Here is a 25,409-nt window from a genome sequence, read left to right on the forward strand (position 1 = left end):
CCCGTCGTCATCAAGCCGCTGGAGACCCCCGATGGTGAACCGGCTTGCCCGGGGAGCGGTTGGGGGTGGCACAATCCAGGGGGTAGCGACTGTTTACCAAAAACACAGGTGCATGCGAAGGCGCAAGCCGCTGTATATGCACTGACGCCTGCCCGGTGCCGGAAGGTTAAGAGGATCCGTCAGCGTTTCGGCGTGAAGCGGTGAATTCAAGCCCCGGTAAACGGCGGTGGTAACTATAACCATCCTAAGGTAGCGAAATTCCTTGTCGGGTAAGTTCCGACCTGCACGAATGGCGTAACGACTTCCCCACTGTCTCGACCAGGAGCTCGGCGAAATTGCAGTACGAGTAAAGATGCTCGTTAAGCGCAGAAGGACGAAAAGACCCCGGGACCTTTACTATACCTTGGTATTGGCATTCGGTGTGGATTGTGTAGCATAGGCGGGAGACTGGGAAGCATGGTCGCCAGATCGTGTGGAGTCGGAAGGTGAAATACCGCTCTGTTCGCATTGGATGTCTCACCACGAGCAGTGATCCTGCTCTGGGACAGTGCCTGGCGGGTAGTTTAACTGGGGCGGTTGCCTCCCAAAGAGTAACGGAGGCGCTCAAAGGTCCCCTCAGCCCGGTTGGCAATCGGGTGGCGAGTGCAAGTGCACAAGGGGGCTTGACTGCGAGACCGACGGGTCGAGCAGGGACGAAAGTCGGAACTAGTGATCCGGTGCCGGTGTACGGACGCGGCATCGCTCAACGGATAAAAGGTACCCCGGGGATAACAGGCTGATCATTCCCAAGAGTCCATATCGACGGATGGTTTGGCACCTCGATGTCGGCTCGTCGCATCCTGGGGCTGGAGCAGGTCCCAAGGGTTCGGCTGTTCGCCGATCAAAGCGGCACGCGAGCTGGGTTCAGAACGTCGTGAGACAGTTTGGTCTCTATCCTCTGCGCTCGTCGGAATACTGAGGAGACCTGCCCATAGTACGAGAGGACCTGGGTGGACGAACCTCCGGTACGCCGGTTGTCACGCCAGTGGCACCGCCGGTTGGCTGCGTTCGGAAGGGATAACCGCTGAAAGCATCTAAGCGGGAAGCCCGCTCCAAGATAAGTATTCCCTGGGCTTTTCGAAGCCCGTGACCCCCCATGTAGAACACGTGGTCGATAGGCCGGACGTGGAAGCCCCGCGAGGGGTGGAGCCGACCGGTACTAACGGGGAAGCGCGACACACACATCCCAACCATGTTGGGACGGCATCGACCTCTTTCTGCGGATACACGCGACACGGAGCAACACGAACCGTGGTCACAACAGAACCAATCAACAGCGTCCACCATCCGGTCCCCAAACCACCAGCCATCAGGGATATGAGATCCCTGATAATTGAAGATTTGCGGCGGTCATAGCCAGGAGAGACGCCCGGTCCCATTCCGAACCCGGAAGCTAAGACCTGGCACGGCGATGGTACTGCACCCGAGAGGATGTGGGAGAGTAGCACGCCGCCGCACCACAACGAACAGGACCCCCGGTCGAGCCACACGGCTCCCGGGGGTTTTCGCATACCCGAACCCACCCACCACACGCGCCCCCGCCGGCACGCCGGCGGACCACCCTCCGACGCGCGTGCCGCGCGCCACCTCCCGCCAGCGGGAGGAAGACGCGCACCCCGACATTGGGTTGCTCTTGCGGGGGCGGGTGAAAATCTATATAACCTTCGCTTGTTGAAATATGTTGCGGTATGATGTTCTGTGTCTTGTGGCCGTCAAGAGAAAGGCAGCGATGATGCCCGCCGATACTCCGAAAATCATCTTCCTTGATGTGGATGGAACGCTCGTCGATTATGAGAACAACCTGCCTGATTCCGCCATCGAGGCGATTCGCGAAGCCCGTGCGAATGGACACCGGATCTACATCTGCACCGGTCGTAGCAAAGCCGAGGTCTATCCGCCACTATGGGAGATCGGGCTGGACGGCATGATCGGCGGCAACGGCAGTTATGTGGAGAGCGATGGCGAGATCGTCATGCACCGGACATTGAGCCTCGACCAGTGCACGCGCGCCGTCGACTGGCTGAACGCGCGCGGGCTCGCGTTCTATCTGGAGAGCAACAGCGGATTGTTCGCCAGCAGGGATTTCGAGAACGGTGCGTTGGAGGCCGTACGCGCCTATTCGGCTCGCAAAGGCAAATCGAATGCGGCTACGATGACCGTTCACGACGGATACCCGGACATGATCTACGGCGGCGAACTGTATCGTGACGACGTGAACAAGATCAGTTACGTGCTCGGCTCCCAGCAGGATTTCCTCGATGCCGAACAGGAATTCGACGACATGCATAACGGCACGTGGGGCGGTAGGGGAGCGACCGCCCTATGGGGCGATCTCGGTGTCAAGGACATCACCAAAGCACATGCCATCGATTGCCTGCTCGCATATCTCGGTGCCGATCGGGCCGACACCATCGCATTCGGCGATGCGGCCGTCGACGTGCCGATGCTCGAATACTGTGCCTACGGCGTGGCGATGGGCAACGGGTCGCCCGACGTCAAGCGGGCCGCCGATCTCGTCACCGACGACGTCGAAGAGGATGGTCTGGCGCACGCGTTCGCACGACTTGGATTGATCGGGCGTCGGACCACGGAAACAGGACACGGTGAAAGGTGAAGAACATGAACCGCAGCATCATCTTCCTCGACATCGACGGCACGTTGTTCGGGCGTGACCATATCATCGCCCCATCCACGCTTGACGCGATCCACACCGCGCAACGCAACGGACATCTCGTCTTCATCGATACAGGGCGTTCACGTCCCGAAATCGACGACGACGTGCTCGCGCCCGGATTCGACGGCATCGTCGGCTCGGTCGGCGCCTACATCGAGATCGGCGGCAAAGTGCTGCTCGACCGGTTCATCGACCCCAAGACGGTGACGCACGTCACACGCGTATTCGATGAGATTGGCGTCAACTACATGTGGCAGTCGTCACGGGGATTGTGGGCGTCGGCCGGATATATGGCGCACGTCGACTGGGTGCGCCGCAACCTGCGCGCCGACTACGGCGGCGATTGGTGGCGTGTGCTCGAAGCGAGCAAAGCCGATGCCTGGCTTGATCACGTCGATCTCGGCGAACTCGTCCCCGCCTCGAAATGCACGTTCTTCGCACCGCCCTCGTCACGGCTCACACTGGACGATATCCGTGACGCCGTCGGCGATCGTCTCCACATCGTCAGCGGTTCGATGGGATTGGAGGCACCGACGAACGGCGAAGGGATGACGCCGGGAACCGACAAAGGCACGGGGCTCGCATACGTGGCCGGTCTGTATGACGTCGCCATCGCCGACACCATCGCCATCGGCGATTCGGAGAACGATACCGAGATGATCGAAGCGGCCGGCGTGGGCGTCGCCATGGGCAATGCGACCGACGGCATCAAGGCCATCGCCGATTGGACTACCACCGCGGTGGACAAGGACGGCATCGCCGTCGCCTTCCGGCACCTCGGTTTGATCTGATTCGCAAGCTGCGATACGGCGGAGAAAGGGCGGAATAGGAAAGTTCAAAGTTCAATGAACTTTCCGATGTCCTCGATTTCCGCCTTGCGGATGGCGTGGCCCACGCCGGTGTATTCGCGAGATTCGAGTCGACCGGTCTCCCCGAGCACACGGTGTGCGGTACGCTGGTCGTCGAGCGGAATCGTATGGTCCTCGGAACCGTAGAGCAGCAGGAAACGCGTATCGCCGGCGATCGCGGTACCATCCGTCGCCTCCTCGCCCTTGAACGACGGGCTCATCAGAATCGCGGCGTCGAACACATCGGGGTGCTCGCGCACGATGCGATACGACATGTAGCCGCCCTGCGAGAACCCGATGAGGATCTTCCGTCGGGAGGCGAACATCGGCGAATCCAGCAGCGCGACCACCGCATTGCCCACCGCCGAGCACTCGCGTCGACGCTCCTCGATGCCGCACCCATCCGGATACCAGTAGGCGCCGCCCATGTAGTCGCGGTCATACGTGCCGTGGAACGACAGGTAGCTCGGGGTCCGTCTCGCTCCCGCATACACGCCGTCGATGACGCGGATCATCTCCCGCTCATCGTTGCCGTAGCCGTGGAACATGACGAACAGACGGTCGTCGCCGGTCGCGGCGTTCCTATCTCCGACAATGGTTTCGATATGATTCACCGAACTGAGACGCATGATTCGTTCCTCCCGGGGTTGTTGACGTCACGCCGCCCATGACAATGATGCGCGCTTCCGTTGTCCAGTGTAGAAGAGACGGAACAACGCCGCATACCAGGCCGATGCGTAGGAACCCCGGCGGTCTTCACGTAGCCCGCGCCGTAGATGAGAGCGGACGGGGCGGACGTCTTCCTCGACGTCATCGGGCGGCGGCTGGCGGGCTGAACCGTCTCCGGCTCCGCCGTCCGTTCCCGATCAGGAACGGAACGTACCGGATGTCCGGCGTGAGGCTCCCCGCGAACCATGGCAACGCTACCATGGGAGTCGTGCCGCGGATCGGCGGCGAAGCGGACGGAAGACGAGGGACACGCATGGACGATACACGGGAGGCAATGGACAACGTGGCGCGCAAGGACGCGGGACTGCCGTACCACTACGATGACCCGGCCATCATGGACGGACAGCTCGCATGGCAGGACAAGCTGTGGGAGTACAACCAGACCAGACCCATCGAACAGGACCGCCGCACCGAACTGCTCAAAGGCATGTGCGCCGAGATCGGCGAAGGCGTGCACATCGAGACGCCATTGCACGCGAACAACGGATGCCGGCGCGTGCACCTCGGCAGGGGCATCTACATCAACGCGTTCATGAGCATGGTCGACGATGCGGAGATATGGATCGGTGACTACGCGATGTTCGGACCGTCCGTCACCATCGCCACCGCGGGACACCCGATCCTGCCGATCCTGCGCGAACACCACTACACGTACGCGCTGCCGGTGCATATCGGACGCAACGTGTGGGTCGGCTCCAACGTGAGCATCCTGCCGGGCGTCACCATCGGCGAGAACAGCGTGATCGGCGCCGGTTCGGTCGTCACGCGCGACATCCCCGCGAACGTCGTCGCCGTGGGCGTGCCGTGCAAGGTGGTGCGCCCGATTGGCGAACACGACCGCGAATACTATTGGCACGGCCGCCGTCTCGACGTGACCGAGTGAGGAGAGAACGATGAACGAACTCGACAAGTGCATGGCGGGGGAGATCTACGATTGCCACGATCCCATCTTCCTCGACTACAAGAACACCGCGCGACGGCTGCTCGCCGAATACAACCGGCTCCCGTACGACGCGAAGGAGCGCAAACGCGAGATCCTCGAATCGCTGTTCGGCTCGATCGGCGCGAACGTGTCCGTCGGTCTGCCGTTCATCTGCGACTACGGGCGCAATATCCGCATCGGCAGCAACGTGTCCGTCAACATGAATTGCACGTTCGTCGACTGCAACACGATCGACATCGGATCGGACACGCTCATCGCGTCGAACGTGCAGCTGTACACGGCCACGCATCCGGTCGAACTCGCGGACCGGCTCGCGGAAGGCTGGAAGCCGGGCGACGCGCACTACCGGTGGAACACATACGCCAAGCCTATCCACATCGGGCGCGGCTGCTGGCTGGGAGGCGGCGTCATCGTGCTGCCGGGCGTCACCATCGGCGACGGGACGGTGATCGGCGCCGGTTCGGTCGTCACGCGGGACATCCCCGCGAACGTGGTCGCCGTAGGCAACCCGTGCCGCGTGCTGCGGCCGATCAACGGCTCCGATCGGGCTGATCCGGATCGGAGCGCGGCCTGACGAGACGACGGGCCAACGATTCGATGACGAACACGGCGGGCAGCTGGCTGGTCGCGTTGTAGCCGCCGTTGACGCGCTCCGGCGCGAGACCGGCGGCGAACGACCAGTCGCACATCCCCGCCAGCGTGCTGCCGGGCGTGTTCGTCAACGCGAGGAGCCTCGCGCCGCGCGAGGCGAAGCCTTCCGCCGTCTCCAACAGCTTCGGCGTCTCGCCGCTCTCCGACACGGCGACGACCGCCATGCCCGGACGGGCGAACGTCCCGGACGGATAGAACGCGTCCGTCAACCCGATGGCGAACAGGCCGAGATTCGCGAACAGACGCGCGCCATAGTCGGCGATCGTGCCCGACGACCCCTCGCCGATGAAGACGATCGGGTCGGCCTTCTCCAGCAGCGAGGTCGCCTCGCCGAGCATCGCCTCGAACGCGGGGGAGTCGGCGCGGGAGAAGAACAACGACAACTCGCCCAGATCGGCCTGCGGAACGGGACTTCGCTCCGGACGTTCGGCGGCGTCGCGTGCGGCCCGTCTGAACGCGTCGAACCCGTCGAATCCCATCCGCGCGCACCAGCGCATCACCGTGGACGGCGAGACATAGGTGGCGGCCGCCAGCTCGCGCACGGACATGTACGCCGCGGCCTCCGGATGCGCGGAGACGAACCGGCAGATCGCAAGCTCGGTGCGATTGCAGCGTTCCAACTGCTCGAAGGTGAACATGGTTACGTACTGTAGCGCGCATGGCGTGCGACTGATCCGCCGCACGCCCGCGCAAGGTGAACGGAAGGTGACGCGCGGGGGACGGCTTGTGCGGCGTGCGTCGGAGAAATGGTCTATAGTCGGATAGGTCACGTTAGTGGCCACCTTGTCCGTTTCACACACGAAAGGTGAGCCGTGTCAACTGAACAGGAACCGGCGGAGACGCCGATGCTCGGCAAGAGCGTCATCTCGCTCGACGATCTCTCCATCCCCCAGATCACCGATCTGCTGCACAAGGCGCAGTACATCGATTCGCATCGCAAGGAAGTGGCGCACGCCTGCGACGGCAGGGTGCTGGCCACGCTCTTCTACGAGCCCTCCACCCGCACGCGTCTGAGCTTCGAGACCGCGATGCTGCGTCTCGGCGGCAAGGTGATCGGTTTCGCCGGCGCGCAGCTCGCCTCCGTCACCAAGGGCGAATCCATCGCCGACACCTTGAAGACCGTGTCCAACTACGTGGACGTGGTGGCCATCCGCCATCCGAAGGAAGGTGCGGCGCTCGTCGCCTCCCGTGCCGCCTCCGTGCCCGTCATCAACGCGGGCGACGGCGGACACATGCACCCCACGCAGACGCTCGCCGATCTCGCCACGCTCCAGTCGCGCTTCGGCCGCGTCACCGACCTGACCGTCGGCCTGTGCGGCGACCTCATGTTCGGCCGCACCGTGCACTCGCTCATCGAGACGCTGTGCCGCTTCGGCAACGTGCGGTTCGTGCTCATCAGCCCCGACGAGCTCAAGACCCCGCAGTACGTGCTCGACCGCATCGACGCCACCCCGTCCTGCTCCTACGTGGAGGTCAAGGATCTGGTCTCCGTGATCGGCGACCTCGACGTGCTGTACATGACCCGCGTGCAGAAGGAACGCTTCTTCAACGAGGACGACTACCTGCGCCTTAGGGACACGTACATCCTCGACGAGGACAAGCTCGCCCGCGCCAAGGAGCATATGGCCGTGCTGCACCCGCTGCCGCGCGTCAACGAGATCGCCGTCGAAGTCGACGACGACCCGCGCGCCGCCTACTTCGAACAGGTGAAGAACGGCATGCTCATGCGCATGGCGCTCGAGAGCACCGTGGTGGGTGACGAGCTGCCCGGCTACGAACCGTTCGAGAACAAGGAGGTCCAGGCCTGATGGAGGTCACCAGCATCCAAAACGGCATCATCATCGACCACGTGCCCGCCGGCACCGCGCTGAAGGTGCTCGCGTATCTGAAGATCAACCCGGCGAAGACCAAGCTCGCCCTCATCATGAACACCGACAGCCACCTGTACGGCACGAAGGACATCATCAAGATCGAGGACGAGGACGGCAACGGCCCGTCCGTCGATCTCGACGTGCTCGGCCTCGTCGCGCGCACCGCGACCGTCGGCATCGTGCGCGGCGGTAGGATCGTCGAGAAGAAGACGCCTACGCTGCCCGAGCACGTGGTGAACATCCTCACCTGCCGCAACCCGCGCTGCGTGACCACCACCGAACGCGGCATCGAGCAGATGTTCCACCTGACGCACTCCGAGCGTCAGGAGTACCGCTGCGACTACTGCGACGAGGAAGCGAAACTGTAAGGAGCCGATATGCCGACGTTGCGCAACATCAAGGTGTGGAACACCGACGAGGTCATCGACGTGAAGGTGCCGCTGGCGGCCGACGCGCTGCTGGAAGGGGAGCGTTCCGGCGCGGACGGGTTCGACGCGCTCGAGATCGACGCGACCGGGCTCACGCTCGCGCCCGGATTCGCCGACCCGCACGTGCACTTCCGCGACCCCGGCCAGACCTACAAGGAGTCGATGGTCACCGGTTGCGCCGCGTCGGCCTCCGGCGGATACACCGACGTCCTCATCATGCCGAACACCGTGCCCGCGATGGACGGCGAGACGATCGTCGACCGGGACGCCCCCGGCGCCGACGAGGTGCTGTCCTCCGGCAGGAACGACGTCATCGACTTCCTGCAGCACTACGCCGCCGACCACGACGTGACGCTGCCCGTGCGCTACGACCTGTGCGTGTGCGCCTCCAAGGGGCGCGCCGGCCATGAGGCCACCGAATTCGAACATTGGCGCCGCCACATGCCGGGCGTCGCCGACGAGACCAAGGACGCCGACCAGCTCGCGCATCCGGTCACCGCGATCAGCGACGACGGTTCCGCCGTCACCCCCGCCACGCTCGACGCGGTGTTCGCGCTCGCCAAGGAGTCCAGCCTGCCGCTCATCGAACACTGCGAACACCACGACACCGGCGCGGTGAACGAAGGCCCCGTCTCGCGCAAGCTCGGCGTGCCCGGCATCCCCGAGGACACCGAATTGAAGATCGTCGCACGCGACATCGCCAAGGCGCGCGAGACCGGCGTGCACGTGCACTTCCAGCACGTGAGCACCGCCGGCAGCTTCGAGGCGATTCGCGCCGCCAAGGCCGAGGGCCTGCCGGTCACCTGCGAGACCGCGCCCCACTACCTCTCCCTGAGCGACGAGGCGCTGCTCACGTACGGCACGCTCGCCAAGATGAACCCGCCGCTGCGCTCGGAGGAGGACCGCAAGGCCACGTGCGAGGCCGTCGCCGACGGCACCGTCGACCTGCTCGCCACCGACCACGCGCCGCACACCATGGCGGAGAAGGAGCTCGGCTTCCTCGATGCCCCCAACGGCATCATCGGCCTCGAATGTGCGTACGGCGTGTGCCACAGGACGCTCGTCGACGGCGGCTACATCTCCGACGAACGCCTCATCGAACTGATGAGCGTCGAGCCGATGCGCCTCATGGGCCATGAGGCCACCGACGTGACCGCGCTGCTCGACCGCGAGACCGACGCCTCGCGTGAACCGGACGCCAAGCGCGTGCTCGACCTCACGCAGGTGAAGGACACGGTCGGCATCGGCCTCGTCGTGCTCGACACGTCCGGCGAGTGGACCGTCGACCCCGATGCCTTCCACTCCAAGGCGCGCAACACCCCGTTCGGCGGCTGGAAAGTGACCGGACGCCCGCTCGCCACCATCATCGGCGGCGCGATGGTGTTCAGCCGACTGTGACGGATACCCGGCAACCACCCCCAGTCACTGCGTGACAGCCCCCGCCAGCGGGGGCGGAGGTAGTGAGCACTGACCAAGTCCCCGCCAGCGGGGGCGGAGTGAACGACAAGGACTTTCAACGAAAGGAAACGCATGGACCGCTTGATCGACGCCATCGAGGCGACGCAGAACCCGAGCGTAGTCGGACTCGACCCCACCGAGGCGCTCGTGCCGCCGCAGGTGGTCGCGGGTCTCGCCGAGGAGGTCAGGGATTCCGTGGAGGACCCGGCCGAGGCGCCGGCCGTACAGCTCGCCAGCGCCTTCTACGAGTTCAACCGCACCATCATCGACGCCGTCGCCGGCATCGTGCCCGCCGTCAAGCCGCAGATCGCCATGTACGAGGCGCTCGGCCCCGCCGGCGTCGACGTGTACACGATGACCTGCGACTATGCGGCCAGCCGCGGCCTGTACGTGCTCGCCGACGCCAAGCGTGGCGACATCGGCTCCACGGCCGCCGCCTACGCGCACATGCTCACCGGCGTGGACGGCTTCGACCCGTGGAAGGTCGACGCCGTCACCGTCAACCCGTACCTCGGCACCGACGGCATCACCCCGTTCGTCGACGCCGCCAAGGAAAGCGACAAGGACCTGTTCGTGCTCGTGCGCACCTCCAACCCCTCGTCCAGCGAGCTGCAGATGCTTGACCTCGCCGACGGGTCGAAGGTGTACGAGCGTGTCGCCGATCTCGTCGAAGGCTGGGGCGCCGACTCGATCGGCGCGCATGGCTACTCGCGCGTCGGCGCGGTCGTCGGCGCCACCCATCCCGAGGAGGGCAAGGCGTTGCGCACGCGCATGCCGCACACGTTCTTCCTCGTGCCCGGCTACGGCGCGCAGGGCGGCACCGCCGCCGACGTGCGCGGCATGTTCGACGCGGACGGATCCGGCGCCATCGTCAACTCGTCGCGCGGCATCATCGGCGCGTGGCGGAAGGACGGACGCTACGACCCGTCCATGTCCGCCGACGACGCGCTCGCGCTCGTCGACGAGACGGCGCGCGACGCGGCCATCCGCATGCGCGACGACCTGCGCGCCGTGCTGTAGACCATGGACCCGCGCACCGGCGGCGACGCCGCCGACGTGCGCGGCATCCGGGGCACCGAATCCGCAACACCGCAACAGACCGACCACCGACCAACGTAAGGAGCACCATGAGCGCCACCTTCACCCCGACCTATGACGTGGTGAACGAGGCCGTCGCCGCGGGATTCTTCCCGCCGCGACATCCCGCCGACGTCACCGACGTCACCGAACTCACGCCGGGAGTCATCCGGCTCACCTTCCGCGACCCGTACATCGCCGAGCATGCGCGTCCCGCGCAGTTCGTCAACATCTTCACCGACGACCCGCTGATGCCGATGCCTCGCCCGTTCGGCGTGAGCGAGACGCACGACGGCGAGGTGAGCGTCATCTTCGCCGTCGTCGGCAAGGGCACCGCCGGATTCGCGCGGCTCGAGGCCGGCGACACGATCCAGGTGCTCGGGCCCTTGGGACGCCCGTTCAACACAAAGACGGCCGCCCACTACGTGCTCGTCGCCGGAGGACTCGGCGTCCCGCCGCTCATCTACACGGCGCAGCATCTCGCCGACGACCCGGCCACGCGCACCACCGCCGTGTTCGGCTACCGCAACGAGCATTTCGCCGACAAGTTCGTCGAGCCGTACGCCGACGCGACGGTGAGCATCGACGAGTCGGAAGGCAACGTCATCACCCTGCTCGACCATCTCGAAGCGGAAGGCGGGCTCACCGTCGACGGACTCGACACGGTGATCCTGTCCTGCGGACCGCTGCCGATGATGAAGGCCGTCGCCGCATGGGCCGCGGAACGCGACCTCGCCTGCCAGCTGAGCATGGAGCAGCGCATGGGCTGCGGCTACGGCACCTGCGTGCTGTGCACCGTGGACACCGTGGACGGACGACTCAAGGTGTGCGCCGACGGACCGGTGTTCACCCGCGAACAGCTCGGATGGGGGAAGTGAACATGACCGAAGCGAAGCACACGGACCACATCAACCTGTACGAGACCCACGAGTGGAAGCACTCCACCCAGGTGGCCGGCGTCACGTGGAAGAACCCGGTCGGCACCGCCTCCGGCACCTTCCAGTACGCGGCCGTGCGCTGGTTCTACGACGTGAGCCAGCTGGGCGCCGTCTCCACCAAGGGATGCTCGCCCGTGCCGTGGGAGGGCAACCCGTCACCGCGCACCGCCGAGGGGCCCGCCTCCAACATCAACGCGGTAGGCCTGCAGAACCCGGGCGTCGACCATTACCTCGTCGACGACCTGCCGAAGCTCAAGAAGGCGGGCGCCACCGTCGTGGCCAACGTGGCCGGACACTGCGACGACGACTACGCGGCCGTCGTCGCCAAGCTCGCCGACTCCGACGCCGACATGCTCGAAATCAACGTGAGCTGCCCGAACGTGACGCACGGCGGCATGAGCGTCGGCACCGATCCGGTCGCGCTCGCCAAGCTCATGGACAAGCTGCGCCCAATGACCGACAAGCCGATGATCATCAAGCTCACGCCGAACGTGACCGACATCACCGTGCCGGCGCGCGCCGCCGTCGAACACGGCGCCGACGCGCTGAGCATGATCAACACGCTGCTCGGCATGCGCATCAACATCCGCACCGGCGAGCCGATCATCGCGAACACGACCGGCGGCGTGTCCGGTCCGGCCGTACTGCCGATGGGACTGGTCGCCGTCTACCGCACGCGCACCGTGCTGCCCGACATCCCGATCATCGGCATCGGCGGCGTAGACTCCGGCGAGAAGGCGCTCGAATACCTGTACGCGGGCGCGAACGCCGTCGAGGTGGGAGCGGCCGCCCTGTTCGACCCGGTCGCGCCGCTACGCGTCGCCCGCGAGCTCGACGACCTGCTCGACGACCGCCCCGAACTCGCCGCCAAGCTCGCCGCCGGCGAGACCTGGCGCTGAGCGGACGTTTCCGGACCAAATCGCACGGCCCCCGCTGGCGGGGGCTGTCGGCGTAAGCCGACTGGGGGTGACCACCCTCCGTCACTTCGTGACACCTCCCGCCAGCGGGAGGGGAAAAGGACAGACATGACCGACAACGCATCGCTCGACATCCGATTCACGCAGTTCCTGCTCGAATCCAAGGCGCTCAAGTTCGGCGACTTCACGTTGAAGTCCGGACGCAAGTCCCCGTACTTCATCAACGCGGGCGCGTTCGACGACGGCCGCAAGATCGCCACGCTTGGCGCGTTCTACGCCGAGAAGATCGCCTCCGAGATCGAGGCCGACAACCTGCCGAAGGACATCGACACCGTGTTCGGCCCGGCGTACAAGGGCATCCCGTTGGGCGTGTCCACCGCGATCGCCCTCACCTCCGCCCACGGCATGGAGGTCGGCTACACGTTCGACCGCAAGGAGAAGAAGGATCACGGCGACGGCGGCATGATGGTCGGCACCCAGCTGAAGGACGGCATGAAGGTGCTGCTCGTCGATGACGTGATGACCGCCGGCACCGCCGTGCGTGAGGTCATCCCGAAGCTCAAGGCCGAGGCGGACGTCGAGGTCGTGGGCCTCGTGCTGTCCGTCGACCGCATGGAGAAGACCAAGGATTCCGACCTGTCCGCGGTGAAGGCCGTCGAGGCCGAGTTCGGCTTCCCGGTGTTCGCCATCGCGAACGTGCGCGAGATCTTCGAGGCGGGACGTTCGATCCTCACCGATTCCGGCGAACCGTACGTGACCGACGCCATCAAGGCCGCGGCCGACGCGTATCTCGAACGGTACGGCGCGTGACATGTGATGCCGTGATGTCGAATCGATGAGGCTCCTGCTGCCCGGTGATGCCGGGCGGCAGGAGCCTCATTCATTGTGTGGGACACCCCTCAGTCCGCTTCGCGGACAGCTCCCCTCAAGGGGAGCGGGAGGGATGTCACCAGGTGCCGATGGGGGCGGCGGTGGCGTCGAGGACCTTGAGGAGGTCGGTGGGGGAGACACCGACGGAGAAGCCGCGCTTGCCTCCGGAGACGAGTATCGTGTCGAACTTCAGGGCGCTTTCGTCGAGCACGGTCCTGTGACGCGTCTTCTGACCGAGTGGGGAGATGCCGCCGACGACATAGCCGGATTCGCGCATCGCGACCTTCGGGTCGGCCATCGCGGCCTTCTTCGCGCCCACCGCGGCGGCGAGGGCCTTGAGATCCATGTGGCCGGACACCGGCACGACGCCCACGACGCGTTCCGAACCAGTGTCCGCCATCAGCGTCTTGAACACCTGATGCTCGTCGAATCCGAGCTTCTTGGCGGCCTCCACGCCGTAGCCGTCGTCCATGTGGTCGTTCGAATGTTCGTATTCGTAGGGCGTGAACGCGACGCCCGCCTTCTCCAGCTGCACGGTGGCCGGCGTGGAACCGGCGCCTTTCTCATGCTTCTTTTTCTTCGCCATGGCTCCCATGATACGAAGAAACCCCCGCCGGAAGGGCGGGGGTTCCATTCACCTCATATCAGCGGTGAAGCGATGCGGACGAATCCGCGTGGGCTCACTCGGAGATCTCGGCGAAGTACAGCAGGGTACGAATCATGTTGGAGGTGAAGCCGTACTCGTTGTCGTAGAAGGAGACCGTGCGGGCCAGGGTCACGCCGTCGATGGTGTTGACGTCGGTCTGGGTCGGGTCGAAGACGCCACCGTGGGTGTCGCCGAGGATGTCGGAGGAGACGATGCCCTCATCATTGTAGCCGTAATAGTCCGTGTCGGAGAAGGCGGCCTTGAAGGCGGCGTTGATCTCGTCGGCGGTGGTCTCGGTGTTGAGGACGGTGGTCAGCTCGGTGACGGAGCCGTCCGGGACCTGCACGCGCTGGGCGTGGCCCTGCAGCTTGCCGTTGACGGACGGGACGACCTTGCCGATGGCCTTGGCGGCACCGGTGGAGTGGGCAATCGTGTTGATGCCGGCGGCGCGCAGGTTGCGGCCGGACTTGGTGCCACGCGGGCCGTCCAGCAGCATCTGGGTGCCGGTGTAGGCGTGGATGGTGGTCATGAAGCCGGCCTTGATGCCGAACTTCTCGTCCAGCAGCTTGACCATGGCGGCCATGGAGTTGGTGGTGCAGGAGCCGGCGGACACGATGTTGTCGGAGGCCTTGAGGATGTCGTGGTTCACGCCGAACACGACGGTCGGGGTGACGTCGTCCTTGGCCGGGGCGGAGATCAGGACCTTCTTGGCGCCGGCGTTCAGGTGGGCCTGGGACTTCTCGGCGGAGGTGTAGAAGCCGGTGCACTCGAGCACGAACTCGACGCCGTCGTTCTTGACCCACGGAATGTTGTTGGCGTCCTTCTCGGCGTAGACCTTGTATTCCTTGCCGTCGACGACGATGGAGTCCTCGGTGGCCTTCACGTCGACCGGCGTGCCGTCGTCGTGACGGAAGGTGCCGTGGGTGGAATCGTACTTCAGCAGGTAGGCCAGCGTGGCCGGAGTGGTCAGATCGTTGATGGCGGCAACTTCGATGTCGCCGGCCTGACCGCCGCGAGCCTGGAGCTCGAAGATGCGACGGAAGGCGAGACGACCGATGCGACCGAAGCCGTTGATACCAATCTTAACTGTCATGTAATTCTCCCTTGTAGGGTGACGCCGGCACGCTGGGCACGCCGGAGCCATTGTTTACCAACATCGACCACTCTAGTGCGTCGTCTGTACGAAACGCAACGTCTTCCATCGTGTTTCAGCCGAAAATCCCGAAAATTCCGTGAGCGTTCACATGAGGGGCGTCAGGGCGTCCGGGCATCGGCGGCGGGAGCGTGGCGAAAGCGCGACGCAGGCGTCGTCAGCCCCGCAGCAGCGGCGAGACGCGCGTGTCCAGCGTACCCAAGTCGCCGCCGAACGCGTGCCGCCGTGCCACGCGCGGCATCGGCGCCTCGGCGGGGAACGTGACGACGAGCGTGCCCTCGCGCACGCCGACCGAGGCGGGGACTCCCGGACGGAACTCGTTGCTCACGCCCTGCACCGCGTCGGACGTGAGCGTGCCGTCGAGCATCTCGTATTTGAGTCCCGGTTCATTCACGCCCCGCGAGACGTCGGAATGTGAGAACACCGACACCATGTGCCCGGCCGCCACGTCGTTCGCCGGGAAGTCGAGACGCGCGTCGCAGATCGCCGTCACGATCGTGCCGTCGCCGTGCAGGAAGCCGATGCCGCCGTGATGCGCGACGAGCGCCATCAGCCGGATCGCGGAGAGCGTGTGGTCGATGCGGCCGCCCAGCGCGCCGTACACGTGGAACGTGCGGCAGCCGCGCGACCACGCCACCTTCAACGCGCTCAGCAGATCCGGATCGTCCTTGAGCGGCGGCAGCGCGATCGTGTCCGCGCCCGCGGCGGGACGCGCTCCCTCAAGCGAATCGAAGTCGCCGACCACCACGTCCGGGCTCACGCCCGCCGCGCGTGCATGGTCGAGCCCGCCGTCCGCCGCGACGACGAACGCGCCGCCCGGCACGACGATCGGCCGATAGTCAGGCGAGGCGTAATATTCGCCCGCCGCGAACACGACGCATACGCGTCCCTCGATATCCGCACACATACCGGTCCAGTGTACGCGAGGCGCGTTAGTGTTCGTCCCATGGCAGTGAAAACAGCGGCGAGCGAGCGGCCGATTCTCAAGTCCAAAACGTTCCTGTACGTCACCGAATTCTTCTCCGGCATGGCCGTGATGGCCGCCGAGCTCGGCGCGTCGCGCCTGCTCGCACCCTACTTCTCCAGCTCGCAGATCGTATGGACCATCATCATCGGCACCATCATGATCGCGCTCGCCCTGGGCGCCGTGTTCGGCGGCAAGTGGGCCGACCGCGATCCGGACCCGGACAAGCTGTACCTGCGTATCATGGCCGCCGCCGTGTGGATCGCGCTCATCCCGCTCGTCGGCAAATACGTGGTCCTCCTCGTCTCCGGACTGCTCATCGTGACCGTCTCCACGAACTTCCTCGTCATCGCCGCGTTCGCCAGCTGCATGGTCGTCTTCGTGCCGCCGCTGTTCCTCCTCGGCACCGTCACCGCCGGGCTCAACAAGTTCGCCACCGATTCGCTCGACGACAACGCGTCCGTCGTCGGCCGGCTGTCCGCATGCAACACGATCGGCTCGATCCTCGGCACGTTCCTGCCCACGTTCGTCACCATCCCCGCCGTCGGCACGTTCGTCACGTTCCTCGTCTTCTCCGGGCTCCTGCTCGCCATCCCGATCGTCTACTTCGTCTCGATGCGGGCGAGACGCGTCGCCTGCGCCGTCTCGGCCGCCGTGTTCGCCGTCTCCGCCGTGCTCTCGCCGATGAGCGGGTTCGCGTTCTGGGAGAACTCCTCGACGCTCGCCTACGAGGGCGAGTCCATCTACAACTACCTGCAGGTGAAGAACCTCTCCGACCGGACCATCCTGTCCACCAAGGTGCTGTTCGGCGTTCAGTCCGTCACGATGAAGGACCGGGGGCTCACCGGCATGTACTACGACACCGCCCTTGCCGCGCCCGCGCTCGCCGACCACGCGCGATCCGCGCTCGTCCTCGGCATGGGCACCGGCACCTACGCGCGGCAACTGAGGCGCTACTACCCGAAGATGACGGTGCAGGGCGTCGAGATCGACGCGAAGATCACGCGTCTGGCCGGCGAATACTTCGACGAGCCGGACGACGTGCCCGTCGCCACCTACGACGGACGCGCGTGGCTCGCCGCGTCCCGGGAGCGATACGACGTGATCATGGTCGACGCGTACCAGGACATCACCATCCCGTTCCAGATGAGCTCCGACGAGTTCTTCACGATGGTCAGGAACCATCTCAACCCCGGCGGCGTGATGGTCGTCAACATGAACATGGTCTCCGACGGACGCGGCTCCATCAACGAGGCGCTCCAGACCACCATCGCCAATGTGTTCGACGGCGCGTGCCGCAGCGGCACGACCTACACGGCCGACGTGCCCGGCACCACCAACCGCGAACTGTTCGCCAAGGCGCCCACCGCCGCCGAGCTCAAACGCTACGACGGATGCAGCGACTCATGGCGGCGCACCGGCGGCATCGCCACCGTCCCCGAACCGGTCGGCAGCGGCATGCGCGACGACGTGAAGGCGACGGCGCTCCGTGCCGCGGCGTGGGAGCGCACGCACGACGGCGCGCTCGCCGCGTACATGAGCGAGGTCGCCTCGCGCATGACGCCGGTGCGCGACCCCGTCGACCGGCTCCGGCGACCGGTCGCTGATTCTCACCGACGACCACGCGCCCGTCGAACTGCTCGGCATGCGGGCGATCGACAACATCATCGCCGAACAGGCGGGGCCGTACCGCGACATCCTGAAGAGGGAAGGCGTCGGCGGACTGCTGCGCGAGATGCGGTGAGGCGTCCCCGTCCGCCCGCGACACGCAGGGCGGCGATGTCCGGGGGTGTGGTAGACTCTCCACTTAGCTTGAGAAATCAAGAAAGCGGGGCAACCCCACCTGGAAGCCTTTCACGGCCTCGGGTCCACGGCAATGGCCGGCGCATCCTCGGGTGATGCGCGAGCGACGTCAGGAACGTCCGATGTGATGCAGCGCGTGTACAGCGCCTGTCTCGGCATGCCATGGAATCGAGACGGTATGAGGTCTTACGGATGGGCTCCGCAACGGAAATCAGAGGATTGGAGTCATCATCAGCGACGAACCACGCATTAACGACGAGATTCGCGTCTCGCAGGTGCGCCTGATCGGCCCGAACGGCGAACAGGTGGGAGTCATCGCGACCTCGGTCGCCCTCAACCTGGCGAAGGAAGCGAACCTCGATCTCGTCGAGGTGGCGCCTAACGCGAAGCCTCCGGTCGCCAAGCTCATCGATTACGGCAAGTTCAAGTACAACGAGAAGATCAAGGCCCGCGAGGCCCGCCGCAATCAGAACACGGCCGAGATCAAGGAGATCCGCTTCCGCCTCAAGATCGACGACCACGACTTCGACGTGAAGAAGGGCCATGTGGTCCGCTTCCTCAACGGCGGAGACAAGGTCAAGGTCACCATCATGCTGCGCGGCCGCGAGCAGTCCCGCCCGATCGGCGGCGTGGAACTGCTGCAGCGTCTCGCCGCCGAGGTGGAGGAGTACGGCACCGTCGAGTCCAAGCCCAAGCAGGAGGGCCGCAACATCATCATGACGCTTGCGCCCAAGGGCAAGAAGGTGCACACCCAGTCCGAGCAGCGACGCCGCGGCGCCGAATCCCGCGCCGAGCGCCAGGCCCGACAGGCCGCGCGTCTCGCCGCCAAGCAGGAGGCGCAGGCGCAGGCCGCCGCGGAGGCGAAGGCCTCGGTCTCCGCCACGACTTCCAAGAAGCACACCAACAAGGAGGGCAGCAATGCCGAAGATGAAAACTAATTCCGCCGCTTCCAAGCGCGTCCGCCGCACCGGCACCGGCAAGCTGATGGCGGCCGGCAGCGCCATGCGCCACAACCTCGAGCACAAGTCCGCCCGCCAGCGCCGCGCGCTGAAGGCCGACGAGGTTCTGCCCACGCCGCAGACCAAGAAGCTCAACCGCCTTCTGGGCGCCCGCTGAGCCTGACCAGAGACAAGACCTGCAAACTTCAGAAAGCTGAGGAAATAGAAATATGGCACGTGTCAAGCGCGCAGTGAACGCCCACAAGAAGCGTCGCGTCGTTCTCGAGAGGGCCTCCGGCTACCGCGGCCAGCGCTCCCGTCTGTACCGCAAGGCCAAGGAGCAGCTGCTCCACTCCTTCAACTACAACTTCCGCGACCGCAAGGCCCGCAAGGGTGACTTCCGCAAGCTGTGGATCCAGCGCATCAATGCCGCCGTCCGCGCCGAGGGCATTACCTACAACCGCTTCATCCAGGGCCTGCACCTCGCCGGCATCGAGCTGGATCGTCGCGCCCTCGCCGAGCTCGCCGTCTCCGACGCCGATGCCTTCAAGGCCATCGTCGAGGCCGCCAAGGCCGCCCTTCCGGAGGACGTGAACGCCCCGAAGGCCGCCTGATTCCGCTGACGCGAATCTTGCCTGAAGACCCCGCCCGTGCGGGGTCTTCGTGTTTGTGACGGGGTGTCGCACGACATCGCCGATATGGTCGCGCCGATACGATCGGCCGTTACGGGGAGGAGCATCGTGACCGACGGAGACGACGGATTCGGGGCGCTGCTGGAACAGTTCGCCGCGCATATCGACGTGGAGCGGGGACTCGCGAAGGCGACGGTCGCCGCATACTCGTCGGACCTTGCACGCTACGTCGCGTTCCTGCGTTCACGCGGCGCGACGGACCTGCGTGCCGTCACGCGGTACGACGTGGAGGACTTCGTCGCCGCATTGGACGCGGACGGCGAATCCGCGCGTTCGAAGGCGCGCCGTCTCGCCGCCGTGCACGAGCTCCACCGGTTCGCGCTCGGCCGGCATGCGGTCGACGAGGACGTCTCCGCGGACGTGAAGGCGCCGAAGGGGGCCTCAATGCTGCCGGACGTGCTCACCGTCGACGAGGTGGCGCGTCTGCTCGATGCGGTGCCGGTCGTCGGCGACGACCCGGTCATGCTGCGCGACAAGGCGCTGCTCGAATTCATGTACGCGACCGGATGCCGCGTCTCCGAGGCCGTCGGCCTGAACCTCGACGACATCGATCTGACGGACCAGCATGTGGCGCGGCTCATGGGCAAGGGTTCGAAGCAGCGGCTCGTACCGGTCGGTGGCTACGCGCGTGCGGCGATGACGCGCTACCTCGACCTCGCCCGGCCCGCGTTGGAGGCCCGCAACCGTTCCGGCAGACCCGAACGCCGGGCCGTGTTCCTCAACAAGCGGGGGAGACGCCTGTCCCGCCAATCCGTGTGGGAGGTCGTCAAGGCCGCCGGTGAGCGTGCGCACATCACGCGCCCGCTGCACCCGCACACGTTGCGCCACTCGTTCGCCACGCATCTCATCCAGGGCGGGGCGGACGTGCGCACCGTGCAGGAGCTGCTCGGCCACGCCTCCGTCACCACCACGCAGATCTACACGCACGTGAGCCCGGAGAACCTGATCGAAACCTATCTGACCGCGCATCCCCGCGCGCGATGACCCGGAACCCGAATGGAAGATGATAAGGTAAACCATATGCCTACCGATATGCTTGGACGCGAGTATGAGACCTTCCCCGCCCCCGAACCGCTGCGACAGCACGGCCCGGCGAGGGTCATCGCCATGTGCAACCAGAAGGGCGGCGTAGGCAAGACCACCAGCTCCATCTCCATCGCCGGCGCATTGAGCCAGTACGGCCGCAAATGCCTCATCGTCGACTTCGATCCGCAGGGTGCAGCCACCGTGGGCCTCGGCATCAACGCGAACACCGTCGAGAAGACCATCTACAACGCGCTGTTCGACTTCCGCATGGACGTGCACGAGGTGGTGCGCCACACCGCCTTCGAGAACCTCGACATCATTCCGGCGAACATCGACCTGTCCGCCGCCGAGGTGCAGCTCGTCACTGAAGTGGGCCGCGAGCAGGTCCTCGCCCAGGTGTTGCGCCCGCTGCGCGCCGAATACGATGTGATCATCATCGACTGCCAGCCGTCGCTCGGCCTGCTCACCGTGAACGCGCTGACCGCCGCGGACGGCGTCATCATCCCCGTGGCCGCCGAATTCTTCGCGCTGCGCGGCGTTGCCCTACTCATGCAGTCCATCGAGAAGGTGCAGAGCCGCATCAATCCGGCGCTCAGGGTGTACGGCGTGCTCATCACGATGTTCACGCGCACCCTCCACTGCGAGGAGGTCATGCAGCGCATCTACGAGGCGTTCCAGGACAAGGTGTTCCACACCGTCATCTCCCGGTCCATCAAACTGCCCGACTCGACCGTGGCCGCCGCGCCGATCACGATCTTCGCGCCGCAGCACAAGACCAGCAAGGAGTATCGCGAGGTCGCCCGCGAACTCGTCGCCAACGGGGTCATCGCCTGAATGGACGATATGCGCACCACCGCGGCGACGTCCGATCGCTCCGCGGCGGGGGAGTCCGCCGCGCCGTCGCCCGCCGGATTCACCGTGAACCTCGACGTGTACTCCGGTCCGTTCGACGTGCTGCTCGGCATGGTTGCCAACCGGCGTCTCGAACTGACCGAAGTGTCCCTCGCCGCGATCACCGAGGAGTTCCTCGCCTACGTGCGCGGGCTCGACCTGTCCTCGAACATGGACGAGGCGAGCTCGTTCCTCGACGTCGCGTCGATCCTCGTCGAGGCGAAAAGCGCGGCGCTGCTGCCCGCCGATATGTCCGGCGAACGCGACGAACGCAGCATGGAGGCGCTGCGCGAACGCGACCTGCTGTTCGCGAGGCTCCTGCAGTACCGCGCGTTCAAACGGGCGGCCGGCGAGTTCCGCGCGCGCATCGCCGCGAACAGAGGGCGGTTCCCGCATCCCGGCGAGCTCGACGAGTCGGTCACGGCCATGCTGCCGGAACTCGTGTGGACGGTCGGCGCCGACGACCTCGCGTCGATTGCCGCACGCGTGTTCGCCGACATGCCGGCGACGACGGTGAGCACGCGCCAGCTGCATGTGCCGCTGGTCGACCTGGAGGCGCAGGCCGCGCTCGTCCGGGACAGGCTGCGCGCGTTGGGCGAGGACGGTTCGATGACCTTCGCCGAGCTTTCCGCCGATGCGGACGGGCGTGCGGAGGTCGTGGCGCGCTTCCTCGCCGTGCTCATGTTCTTCAAGCAGGGGAGCGTGCGGTTCCGCCAGTCCGGGCCATACGCGACGCTCCATCTCAAGTGGGCGCCCGACCAGCCGTCGTTCGCGGACGATGCCGGCGCGCCGGACGCCGCGGCGTCGTTGGACGACGAAACGGCCGTATCGATCGACGAAAGGGATTTCGCATGAACGTGGAGGAGTATCCGGGCGGATTGAAGGCGTGCCTGGAGGCGATGCTCATGGTCGCCGACGAGCCGTTGGACCCGGACGCCGCCGCGCGCGTGCTCGGCGTGGACGCGGCGACGGTGGCCGAGGCGCTGGAACGGCTCCGTGACGCCTACGAGGTGGCGGGCCGCGGCTTCGAGCTGCGCCGCACCGCACGCGGATGGCGGTTCGCGAGCCGCGCCGTGTACGAGCCGGTCGTCTCCGCGTTCGTGACCGACGGGCAGACCGCGCGCCTCGGCCAAGGCGCGTTGGAGGCGCTCGCCGTGATCGCCTATCGGCAGCCGGTCACGCGCGCGCAGGTCTCCGCGATCCGCGGCGTCAACTCGGACGGCGTGATCCGCTCGCTCATCGTGCGCGGGCTGGTGCGCGGCCAGGGCGTCGACGCCGAATCGCGCGCGACCCTGCTCGTTACCACCGATTTGTTCCTGGAGAAGATGGGATTCGACTCGCTCGACGAGCTGCCCGAACTCGCCCCGTTCCTGCCTGATTCGATCGGCGAGGTCACGGCCGACGCCAGCGGCATCCACCTGTAAAGGGCAAGGCGAGCGGCCGTCCGAACGCGCCGTGAACAAGCATGAACAACTTATAGTCAGTTTGACTATAAGCAGTGCTATGCTGAACCACCGTCAAGGAAAACCACGATCGGACGGAAGTGGACGATGGGCATCGGCAATGTCTCCGAACGACGGCTCGCGCCGCCGCAGGTCGGCGTATCCGTCGTGATCCTGGCCCTCGGGCCGGACGCGACGGGGCGCAGCCGCCTGTGGCTGCCGCTCGTCAGACGCGTGCGACAGCCGTTCCTCGGCGCATGGGCGCTGCCCGGCGGCGACCTGGCCGCCAACCGGTCCCTCGAACAGTCGGCGTACGCCGCGCTCGAATCGACCACCACGCTGCACCCGCGGTATCTGGAGCAGCTGTACACGTTCGGCGACCCCGGCCGTTCCCATGGGGGATTGCCGATGGTCTCCATCGTCTACTGGGCGCTCGTCGGCACCGCCGAGGCGAAGGACTTCGTCGAAGCCGACAACGTCCGCTGGTTCCCCGAGAACGAGCTGCCCGAACTCGCCTTCGACCACAAGGCGATCATCGACTACGCGCTGTGGCGGCTGCGCACCAAGATCGCCTACCCGGACGTGGCCGCGCGTCTCGTCGGCGAGACGTTCATGCTCAGCCAGCTGCACGACGTGGTCGAAGCCGTCACCGGGGAACCGGTCGACCTCGCCAACTTCCGTCGTCGCATCCTCGCCTCAGGCGAACTCGAGGACACCGGCGCCAAACAGCGCGTCGGCAAACACCGCCCCGCCGCCGTGTACCGGTACGTGGCCGCCGCATCGACGCCATGGAACCCCTACGACTGGCTGAAAGACGACGATGACGGCGGCGTGGATACGGGCGGACATGCCGCGGCCGGACCAGCCGGACCGGATCCGCCGCCCGTCGCCGTGGACGACGATCCGATGTCGGCGCTCTCGCGCTGAACCGGATTCCGCTCCTTCCCTCCTCGTCCACCGATTCCCGCCACATCGAACCCCGACGCGAGACGTGCGACCGGGGCGGCGAAGCATACCCGAAAACGGCATGACGATGCGTCATACCAACGACATCATCCGCCGGAAACGACCAACGGAACCAATAGAACAAACAGAACCAACAGAACAAAGGAACGACCATGACAGCGACATTCACCGCGCCCTCCGTCGACGAGATCATCGCCCGGCTCGGCGCGCAAAGCACCTGCGACGCGGGCCTCACCCTCGACCCGTGGCACTTCGACACCACGCGCCCCAGCTACGGCCCCGGCGCCTCCATGCTCGACCGGCTGCCGAAGAACGCGCCCCGCCAGCAGGTGCTGCCCGACGAGTACCGCAACGCCTCCGACGAGGAGCTCCAGCAGCGCATCCGCGACGCGAAGCGCCGCCTCGGCTCCAAGCTGCTCATCCTCGGCCACTTCTACCAGCGCGACGAGATCATCACGCACGCCGATTTCGTCGGTGACTCCTTCCAGCTCGCCAAGAACGCGACCGAACGTCCGGATGCCGACCACATCGTGTTCTGCGGCGTGCACTTCATGGCCGAGACCGCCGACATCCTCTCCACCCCCGAACAGACCGTGACCCTGCCGAACCTCTCCGCCGGATGCTCGATGGCCGACATGGCCAACATCGACCAGGTCGAGGAGGCGTGGGAGCAGCTCGGCGAAATCTGCGGCACCAAGCCCGACGCCGACGGCCTGCAGCCGATCATCCCCGTCACCTACATGAACTCCTCCGCCGCGTTGAAGGCGTTCTGCGGCCGCCACGGCGGCATCGTATGCACGTCGTCCAACGCGCACGCAGTGCTCGAATGGGCGTTCGCCCGCGGCCGCCGCGTCCTGTTCTTCCCCGACCAGCACCTGGGCCGCAACACGGCGCGCGCCATGGGCGTCCCGCTGAGCGAGATGCCCCTGTGGGACCCGTTCAAGGCGCGAGGAGGCGCGGCCGACCCCGCCGACTACGCGAACGCGAGGATGATCCTGTGGAAGGGCTTCTGCTCCGTGCACCAGCGCTTCACCGTCGACCAGATCGAACGCGCCCGCAAGGCGTATCCGGGCGTCAAGGTCATCGTGCATCCCGAATGCTCGATGCAGGTCGTCGACGCCGCCGACGGCACCGGCTCCACCGCGTACATCGTCAAGGAGATCGAGAACGCGCCCGCCGGCTCCGCCATCGCCGTCGGCACCGAGATCAACCTCGTCAACCGCCTCGCCGCGCAGCACCCCGACAAGACCGTGTTCTGCCTCGACCCGGTCGTCTGCCCCTGCTCCACCATGTACCGCATCCACCCCGCCTACCTCGCTTGGGCGTTGGAGAACCTCGAACAGGGCAACGTCGTCAACCGCATCACCGTGGACGAGGACACCGCTCGCGAGGCCAAGGTCGCGCTCGAACGCATGCTGCGCGTCCACCCGTGAACGGAGAGAACG

Annotated in this window: 26 protein-coding genes and 2 rRNA genes; 23 read left to right on the forward strand and 5 right to left on the reverse strand. The window is 65.9% G+C overall.

What is annotated here, in order from left to right; translation table 11 throughout:
* The 4 genes from BSTEL_RS12460 to BSTEL_RS00790 all read left to right on the forward strand — a co-directional run.
* Positions 1-1,222 (forward strand): 23S ribosomal RNA (locus tag BSTEL_RS12460); the annotation flags it as partial.
* A gap of 159 nt (positions 1,223-1,381) precedes the next feature.
* A 5S ribosomal RNA gene (gene rrf / locus BSTEL_RS00780) occupies positions 1,382-1,497 on the forward strand.
* Between the two features lie 247 nt (positions 1,498-1,744).
* Positions 1,745-2,653 (forward strand): Cof-type HAD-IIB family hydrolase, encoded by a 909-nt coding sequence (locus BSTEL_RS00785; RefSeq protein WP_202962057.1) that lies wholly within the window; start codon positions 1,745-1,747, stop codon positions 2,651-2,653.
* Positions 2,654-2,658: 5 nt separating this feature from the next.
* Entirely contained in the window at positions 2,659-3,504 is an 846-nt protein-coding gene (locus tag BSTEL_RS00790) for an HAD family hydrolase (protein WP_034526194.1), read from the forward strand.
* 44 nt (positions 3,505-3,548) lie between these two features.
* Here the strand turns inward: BSTEL_RS00790 and BSTEL_RS00795 are convergent, their stop codons facing one another.
* Entirely contained in the window at positions 3,549-4,190 is a 642-nt protein-coding gene (locus BSTEL_RS00795; RefSeq protein WP_034525975.1) for an alpha/beta hydrolase, read from the reverse strand.
* Positions 4,191-4,543: 353 nt separating this feature from the next.
* Between BSTEL_RS00795 and BSTEL_RS00800 the strand changes: the two genes are divergently transcribed.
* Both BSTEL_RS00800 and BSTEL_RS12855 read left to right on the forward strand, forming a co-directional pair.
* Positions 4,544-5,173, forward strand: a complete 630-nt coding sequence (locus BSTEL_RS00800) for a sugar O-acetyltransferase (RefSeq protein WP_202962058.1) — start codon at positions 4,544-4,546, stop codon at positions 5,171-5,173.
* A gap of 10 nt (positions 5,174-5,183) precedes the next feature.
* Positions 5,184-5,807: a sugar O-acetyltransferase gene (locus tag BSTEL_RS12855; RefSeq protein WP_034525982.1), complete on the forward strand. Its 624-nt coding sequence runs from the start codon at positions 5,184-5,186 to the stop codon at positions 5,805-5,807.
* Here BSTEL_RS12855 and BSTEL_RS00810 read toward each other — a convergent pair.
* Entirely contained in the window at positions 5,764-6,522 is a 759-nt protein-coding gene (locus tag BSTEL_RS00810; protein WP_051922721.1) for a MurR/RpiR family transcriptional regulator, read from the reverse strand. The two genes, BSTEL_RS12855 and BSTEL_RS00810, sit on opposite strands and share 44 nt — an antisense overlap.
* Before the next feature lie 207 nt (positions 6,523-6,729).
* Here BSTEL_RS00810 and pyrB point away from each other — a divergent pair, with 207 nt between their 5' ends.
* The 7 genes from pyrB to pyrE all read left to right on the forward strand — a co-directional run bounded on the left by pyrB (position 6,730) and on the right by pyrE (position 13,383).
* Positions 6,730-7,692 (forward strand): aspartate carbamoyltransferase, encoded by a 963-nt coding sequence (gene pyrB, locus BSTEL_RS00815; RefSeq protein WP_034525985.1) that lies wholly within the window; start codon positions 6,730-6,732, stop codon positions 7,690-7,692.
* A complete protein-coding gene (locus BSTEL_RS00820; RefSeq protein WP_034525988.1) occupies positions 7,692-8,123 on the forward strand; it encodes an aspartate carbamoyltransferase regulatory subunit in 432 nt (143 codons plus the stop codon). The genes pyrB and BSTEL_RS00820 overlap by 1 nt, the downstream gene beginning before the upstream one ends.
* Positions 8,124-8,132: 9 nt before the next feature.
* Positions 8,133-9,581 (forward strand): dihydroorotase, encoded by a 1,449-nt coding sequence (locus BSTEL_RS00825; RefSeq protein ID WP_034525992.1) that lies wholly within the window; start codon positions 8,133-8,135, stop codon positions 9,579-9,581.
* A 132-nt stretch (positions 9,582-9,713) separates the two neighbouring features.
* Positions 9,714-10,661 carry an orotidine-5'-phosphate decarboxylase gene (gene pyrF, locus BSTEL_RS00830; protein WP_034525995.1) on the forward strand — a complete coding sequence of 316 codons (948 nt, stop codon included), beginning with the start codon at positions 9,714-9,716 and terminating at the stop codon, positions 10,659-10,661.
* A gap of 107 nt (positions 10,662-10,768) precedes the next feature.
* On the forward strand, positions 10,769-11,596 hold the full coding sequence (locus tag BSTEL_RS00835) for a dihydroorotate dehydrogenase electron transfer subunit (protein WP_034525998.1): 828 nt from the start codon (positions 10,769-10,771) through the stop codon (positions 11,594-11,596).
* Positions 11,584-12,555, forward strand: a complete 972-nt coding sequence (locus BSTEL_RS00840) for a dihydroorotate dehydrogenase (protein ID WP_156963105.1) — start codon at positions 11,584-11,586, stop codon at positions 12,553-12,555. Before BSTEL_RS00835 ends, BSTEL_RS00840 begins: the two co-directional genes overlap by 13 nt.
* A 126-nt stretch (positions 12,556-12,681) precedes the next feature.
* A complete protein-coding gene (gene pyrE, locus BSTEL_RS00845; RefSeq protein ID WP_034526004.1) occupies positions 12,682-13,383 on the forward strand; it encodes an orotate phosphoribosyltransferase in 702 nt (233 codons plus the stop codon).
* A gap of 136 nt (positions 13,384-13,519) precedes the next feature.
* Here the strand turns inward: pyrE and ybaK are convergent, their stop codons facing one another.
* The 3 genes from ybaK to BSTEL_RS00860 all read right to left on the reverse strand — a co-directional run bounded on the left by ybaK (position 13,520) and on the right by BSTEL_RS00860 (position 16,149).
* The gene (gene ybaK, locus BSTEL_RS00850) at positions 13,520-14,029 is read right to left on the reverse strand and encodes a Cys-tRNA(Pro) deacylase (protein ID WP_034526198.1); all 510 of its coding nucleotides are present in this window, start codon (positions 14,027-14,029) and stop codon (positions 13,520-13,522) included.
* 94 nt (positions 14,030-14,123) lie between these two features.
* A complete protein-coding gene (gene gap, locus BSTEL_RS00855) occupies positions 14,124-15,182 on the reverse strand; it encodes a type I glyceraldehyde-3-phosphate dehydrogenase (RefSeq protein WP_034526007.1) in 1,059 nt (352 codons plus the stop codon).
* Between the two features lie 217 nt (positions 15,183-15,399).
* Positions 15,400-16,149 carry a thiamine diphosphokinase gene (locus BSTEL_RS00860; RefSeq protein ID WP_034526011.1) on the reverse strand — a complete coding sequence of 250 codons (750 nt, stop codon included), beginning with the start codon at positions 16,147-16,149 and terminating at the stop codon, positions 15,400-15,402.
* A gap of 39 nt (positions 16,150-16,188) precedes the next feature.
* Here BSTEL_RS00860 and BSTEL_RS00865 point away from each other — a divergent pair, with 39 nt between their 5' ends.
* The 10 genes from BSTEL_RS00865 (at position 16,189) to nadA (ending at position 25,397) form a co-directional block, all read left to right on the forward strand.
* Entirely contained in the window at positions 16,189-18,105 is a 1,917-nt protein-coding gene (locus BSTEL_RS00865) for a spermidine synthase (protein WP_156963107.1), read from the forward strand.
* A gap of 122 nt (positions 18,106-18,227) precedes the next feature.
* Positions 18,228-18,947, forward strand: a complete 720-nt coding sequence (gene infC, locus BSTEL_RS00870) for a translation initiation factor IF-3 (RefSeq protein ID WP_034526013.1) — start codon at positions 18,228-18,230, stop codon at positions 18,945-18,947.
* Positions 18,928-19,125: a 50S ribosomal protein L35 gene (gene rpmI / locus BSTEL_RS00875; protein WP_034526016.1), complete on the forward strand. Its 198-nt coding sequence runs from the start codon at positions 18,928-18,930 to the stop codon at positions 19,123-19,125. The genes infC and rpmI overlap by 20 nt, the downstream gene beginning before the upstream one ends.
* 52 nt (positions 19,126-19,177) lie before the next feature.
* Complete coding sequence (gene rplT / locus BSTEL_RS00880) at positions 19,178-19,561, forward strand: 50S ribosomal protein L20 (protein ID WP_034526019.1); 384 nt, start codon at positions 19,178-19,180, stop codon at positions 19,559-19,561.
* A 126-nt stretch (positions 19,562-19,687) separates the two neighbouring features.
* Positions 19,688-20,623, forward strand: coding sequence for a site-specific tyrosine recombinase XerD (gene xerD / locus BSTEL_RS00885; RefSeq protein ID WP_034526020.1), 936 nt, complete (start codon positions 19,688-19,690; stop codon positions 20,621-20,623).
* A gap of 36 nt (positions 20,624-20,659) precedes the next feature.
* Entirely contained in the window at positions 20,660-21,499 is an 840-nt protein-coding gene (locus BSTEL_RS00890) for a ParA family protein (protein ID WP_034526023.1), read from the forward strand.
* Positions 21,500-21,508: 9 nt separating this feature from the next.
* The gene (locus BSTEL_RS00895) at positions 21,509-22,411 is read left to right on the forward strand and encodes a segregation and condensation protein A (RefSeq protein WP_051922739.1); all 903 of its coding nucleotides are present in this window, start codon (positions 21,509-21,511) and stop codon (positions 22,409-22,411) included.
* Positions 22,408-22,980, forward strand: coding sequence for an SMC-Scp complex subunit ScpB (scpB, locus tag BSTEL_RS00900; protein ID WP_051922724.1), 573 nt, complete (start codon positions 22,408-22,410; stop codon positions 22,978-22,980). The genes BSTEL_RS00895 and scpB overlap by 4 nt, the downstream gene beginning before the upstream one ends.
* Before the next feature lie 126 nt (positions 22,981-23,106).
* On the forward strand, positions 23,107-23,925 hold the full coding sequence (locus BSTEL_RS00905; protein ID WP_162178961.1) for an NUDIX hydrolase: 819 nt from the start codon (positions 23,107-23,109) through the stop codon (positions 23,923-23,925).
* A 191-nt stretch (positions 23,926-24,116) separates the two neighbouring features.
* Positions 24,117-25,397, forward strand: a complete 1,281-nt coding sequence (gene nadA / locus BSTEL_RS00910; RefSeq protein WP_034526025.1) for a quinolinate synthase NadA — start codon at positions 24,117-24,119, stop codon at positions 25,395-25,397.
* Positions 25,398-25,409 lie beyond the last annotated feature (12 nt).

The sequence above is a fragment of the Bifidobacterium stellenboschense genome (assembly GCF_000741785.1).
In the GTDB taxonomy this organism is placed as follows: Bacteria; Actinomycetota; Actinomycetes; order Actinomycetales; family Bifidobacteriaceae; genus Bifidobacterium; species Bifidobacterium stellenboschense.

Coding starts and splice junctions, on each gene's coding strand:
- BSTEL_RS00790 (WP_034526194.1), top strand. CDS start 2,659: ATGAACCGCAGCATCATCTTCCTCGACATCGACGGCACGTTGTTCGGG.
- BSTEL_RS00795 (WP_034525975.1), bottom strand. CDS start 4,190: ATGCGTCTCAGTTCGGTGAATCATATCGAAACCATTGTCGGAGATAGG.
- BSTEL_RS00800 (WP_202962058.1), top strand. CDS start 4,544: ATGGACGATACACGGGAGGCAATGGACAACGTGGCGCGCAAGGACGCG.
- BSTEL_RS12855 (WP_034525982.1), top strand. CDS start 5,184: ATGAACGAACTCGACAAGTGCATGGCGGGGGAGATCTACGATTGCCAC.
- BSTEL_RS00810 (WP_051922721.1), bottom strand. CDS start 6,522: ATGTTCACCTTCGAGCAGTTGGAACGCTGCAATCGCACCGAGCTTGCG.
- pyrB (WP_034525985.1), top strand. CDS start 6,730: ATGCTCGGCAAGAGCGTCATCTCGCTCGACGATCTCTCCATCCCCCAG.
- BSTEL_RS00820 (WP_034525988.1), top strand. CDS start 7,692: ATGGAGGTCACCAGCATCCAAAACGGCATCATCATCGACCACGTGCCC.
- BSTEL_RS00825 (WP_034525992.1), top strand. CDS start 8,133: ATGCCGACGTTGCGCAACATCAAGGTGTGGAACACCGACGAGGTCATC.
- pyrF (WP_034525995.1), top strand. CDS start 9,714: ATGGACCGCTTGATCGACGCCATCGAGGCGACGCAGAACCCGAGCGTA.
- BSTEL_RS00835 (WP_034525998.1), top strand. CDS start 10,769: ATGAGCGCCACCTTCACCCCGACCTATGACGTGGTGAACGAGGCCGTC.
- BSTEL_RS00840 (WP_156963105.1), top strand. CDS start 11,584: ATGGGGGAAGTGAACATGACCGAAGCGAAGCACACGGACCACATCAAC.
- pyrE (WP_034526004.1), top strand. CDS start 12,682: ATGACCGACAACGCATCGCTCGACATCCGATTCACGCAGTTCCTGCTC.
- ybaK (WP_034526198.1), bottom strand. CDS start 14,029: ATGGCGAAGAAAAAGAAGCATGAGAAAGGCGCCGGTTCCACGCCGGCC.
- gap (WP_034526007.1), bottom strand. CDS start 15,182: ATGACAGTTAAGATTGGTATCAACGGCTTCGGTCGCATCGGTCGTCTC.
- BSTEL_RS00860 (WP_034526011.1), bottom strand. CDS start 16,149: ATGTGTGCGGATATCGAGGGACGCGTATGCGTCGTGTTCGCGGCGGGC.
- BSTEL_RS00865 (WP_156963107.1), top strand. CDS start 16,189: ATGGCAGTGAAAACAGCGGCGAGCGAGCGGCCGATTCTCAAGTCCAAA.
- rpmI (WP_034526016.1), top strand. CDS start 18,928: ATGCCGAAGATGAAAACTAATTCCGCCGCTTCCAAGCGCGTCCGCCGC.
- rplT (WP_034526019.1), top strand. CDS start 19,178: ATGGCACGTGTCAAGCGCGCAGTGAACGCCCACAAGAAGCGTCGCGTC.
- BSTEL_RS00890 (WP_034526023.1), top strand. CDS start 20,660: ATGCCTACCGATATGCTTGGACGCGAGTATGAGACCTTCCCCGCCCCC.
- BSTEL_RS00895 (WP_051922739.1), top strand. CDS start 21,509: ATGCGCACCACCGCGGCGACGTCCGATCGCTCCGCGGCGGGGGAGTCC.
- scpB (WP_051922724.1), top strand. CDS start 22,408: ATGAACGTGGAGGAGTATCCGGGCGGATTGAAGGCGTGCCTGGAGGCG.
- BSTEL_RS00905 (WP_162178961.1), top strand. CDS start 23,107: ATGGGCATCGGCAATGTCTCCGAACGACGGCTCGCGCCGCCGCAGGTC.
- nadA (WP_034526025.1), top strand. CDS start 24,117: ATGACAGCGACATTCACCGCGCCCTCCGTCGACGAGATCATCGCCCGG.